This is a genomic window from Paraplanobispora siamensis (genome assembly GCF_016863175.1).
Lineage (GTDB): Bacteria > Actinomycetota > Actinomycetes > Streptosporangiales > Streptosporangiaceae > Planobispora > Planobispora siamensis.
The window spans coordinates 1-2,772 of the sequence record NZ_BOOJ01000127.1 but is presented as its reverse complement, the minus strand read 5'-3'; the positions used below and the strand labels follow the sequence as shown (position 1 = coordinate 2,772).

At 70.3% G+C, this 2,772-nt stretch carries 3 protein-coding genes; 1 reads left to right on the top strand and 2 read right to left on the bottom strand.

The window, feature by feature from the left end; genetic code table 11:
* Positions 1-518: 518 nt before the first annotated feature.
* Both Psi01_RS42835 and Psi01_RS42830 read right to left on the bottom strand, forming a co-directional pair.
* Positions 519-932: an STAS domain-containing protein gene (locus tag Psi01_RS42835; RefSeq protein ID WP_204069950.1), complete on the bottom strand. Its 414-nt coding sequence runs from the start codon at positions 930-932 to the stop codon at positions 519-521.
* A gap of 443 nt (positions 933-1,375) precedes the next feature.
* The gene (locus Psi01_RS42830) at positions 1,376-1,774 is read right to left on the bottom strand and encodes an STAS domain-containing protein (protein ID WP_204069949.1); all 399 of its coding nucleotides are present in this window, start codon (positions 1,772-1,774) and stop codon (positions 1,376-1,378) included.
* A 264-nt stretch (positions 1,775-2,038) separates the two neighbouring features.
* On the opposite strand from Psi01_RS42830, the gene Psi01_RS42825 reads away from it, so the two are divergent.
* A complete protein-coding gene (locus tag Psi01_RS42825; protein WP_204069948.1) occupies positions 2,039-2,413 on the top strand; it encodes a helix-turn-helix transcriptional regulator in 375 nt (124 codons plus the stop codon).
* The last annotated feature ends 359 nt before the right edge of the window (positions 2,414-2,772 follow it).

Sequence of the window (2,772 nt, the reverse complement as noted above, 5' to 3'; positions counted from 1 at the left end):
GGGGCCGATGTGATGATTTCGGGAACGACTTTTGGCCCCACCGTTCGAGCCCCAGGGGGCGGTACCAGAACTCGCTGAGGATGAAGCCGTCTCAGGGCAGTGGTGCCGACGCTCGTTCGAAGTCGGTACCGAATTCGGTTCGTAGGATCACCGGGGCCGCGGCGGCACGGACGCCTGCCCCCGGGCGGGGGTGAGAGCCCAGCCAAGGGGGCAGGCGCCTTTGCCTTCATCGGTGCGCCCCGATTGGGGTGGAGCCAGGAAAGGGGCGTGATGGGCACGGCGGCCTTCGCGCCATCCGGTGCCCGCTGTACGGCACCACCAGCGCGACGGGATGAGCGCCGGCAGGCCGCGAAGGCGCGGCCACCGGCTGATCACGGGCAGCCAAAGGGACAGGCTGGCCTTGGACTGCCGGCCGCTCACGGTGAGCACGCTGTTTGGCCCTCAAGCGGCGCCGCCATGTGCTGGGCTACCCCACTCTGGCCGGCTCCTCCCCTCCTCTGCGGGTAAAAAAGGCAGGCTCAGGCCGTGCCCGAGGGCGGGGCCGCCTGCCGGCCGGGCAGGAGCGGCCGGGTGCGCAGCACCCGCACCGCGGCCTCCAGGTCGGGGCAGACCGCAAAATGCTCCAGCAATCGCATCAACGCCAGCAGATGCCAGACCCGGCCGTCGGCCGGCGCGACCAGCACCAGGCGGCCGGCGCGCTCTTCGACCTGCCGGCGCAGCGCGATCAGCACGCCGATGCCGGCCGAGGCGATGAAGCTGACCTGGCTGGCATCCACCACCAGCATCGGCGCGCGGCCGAGGAGCATCTGCTGCGCGCTGCTGAGGGCCAGCGGCGCGGTGAGCGCATCCAGCTCTCCGGCCAGGCGCAGCACGGCCAGGTCATCCAGCTGCCAGGTGGTGGTCTGCAAGGCAGGCTCAGGGTGGGGCAGCATGCGCCACCGCCTGTCTCCTCACGTGGCCTCCTTGAGGATGCACGTGGCCTCCGTGAGGATGGCTGTCTCCGGCCGAAGGTGGCCACCGGTGTCCACCGTAGGCCACCGACCGGCACATCGCGATCATGACGGTGGCCACGAGGTCCGCCGCTGCCTGGCGGCCTCGGCCAGCGGCCGATACCCGCCGCAGCCGGCACTTTTCGCTGGTGGCAGGGCCCGGGCACGCGATCCGGCCGCCCCTGTATGCCTGGGCTTTGGCACGGGCCGGTGCCGCGCGCAGGGCGGTGACCGCTCCGGCCTCGGGGCAGCGGTGTGGGGCGGCGCGCCCGGCAACGGGTGAGCCCGCGGCCAGGCCCTTGCCTGCGATGGGCGATCGCAAGGGCCTGCTGCAGCAGGAGCCGGCCGCCCGCCGGCGCCGCCATGGTGATCTGCCCCGGTCGCACTCAGTGAGAATCATGCGTCGTGCCGCCGTCCGGGCCGCTGATGCGCAAGGGCAACTCCAGCAGATCGGCCAGGCGCTGCAGGTAGGGCGGCACGTTGATTAACTGGGCCGCGCCCGTGGCGCACAGTTTCGCCAGCACGCGCATCCCGCCGGCGTCGATGAAGCGCAAGCGCTGGACGTCGATCAGGAGGCAATCGTCGCCGTGCCCGGCACGGGCCAGCGTCTCGGCCAGCGCGGCGCAGTTGCCGGCGTCGACTTCGTCGATCAGATGGATCAGCGTCGCGCCGGGATGGGGGTGGTAGATCAGGCGCAAATGGCGATCGGCATACAGCACCGCGCCGATGACGCCGTGGCAGGCGGCGCCGTCGGGGGCGCCAGCGTCATCGTGCGGGAGTGTCACAGCGCTGCGGGCAACGGCGAAAAAGGGCCGGCTGCGCGCCTGGGCCGCGTGCGGATGCGTGGGCGCGGGCGCGGGCGCCAGAGCAGAAGCACATCCATGCAGACCCCCACCAGGCGAGGGAGACCGGTTGGCTGGCATCATCTCACCTGCACCTCGCTTCGTGAAGAGTCATACCGGAAAGAAATTTCAGGCATTAAGCTTAGGGCAAAGGTATTCCGCCGTCACTGCCGGGCCGGATCACCCCCGGCTCACAAGAGAGGTGCCATGGCTTCGACCAACGCTGGCCAGCCCGCCTCCACCTGGACGTTCCTCACCCACCATGCCCGAGTGCTGGTGGAGATCGCCCGCGATCCGCAAGCGCGCATCCGCGATATGGCCGCCCGCATCGGCATCACCGAGCGCGCCGTCCAAAGCATCGTCTCCGACCTGCACCAGGAGGGTTACCTGACCCTGCACAAGGTCGGCCGGCGCAACCACTACACCCTCAATGCCGAGCGCGGCTTCCGCTATCCGACCGAGGCCGACCTGCCGGTGCGGCTGCTGCTGGACCTGTTCACCCAGCACGACCTGCCCGAGGACGGCGCCCCGGCACGCGCGACCGGAAGCAACGGGCAGCAGGCGGCTTCTGCCTCCCGGTGAAAGGCGGGGTCGGATACCGGACGGTGCGACCGTGGCGAGCGGCGTGATCGCCCGGCCCGGCCGGCGGTGTCCAAAGGCCAAGGCATGGCGTGGGCAGCCGGACCCAGGCGGGCGATATGTCCGGTTTCTGGGTTGCGGTAAGCCGGGATTATCGCAACTCAGCTACCGCCTCCGAAGCTGTCGCCGTCATGCGATAGCGTCAGCCGCCTTACTCTTGAACATCCAGCCCGAATCGGCGCACTCGCTCGGCCTCCTGCGGGTTGGTCCGCTCCAGCAGCGCAAGCCATCGCTGCGCAGCATGTTCATCGCCGGTATCGGCCCGCACCCGCAGTACCGCAATCAGCTCTTCCACCCGGCCG

What these genes read in the sequence shown, in the direction of transcription:
- Psi01_RS42835 (WP_204069950.1), bottom strand. Translation starts at nt 932, where the DNA reads ATGCTGCCCCACCCTGAGCCTGCCTTGCAGACCACCACCTGGCAGCTG.
- Psi01_RS42825 (WP_204069948.1), top strand. Translation starts at nt 2,039, where the DNA reads ATGGCTTCGACCAACGCTGGCCAGCCCGCCTCCACCTGGACGTTCCTC.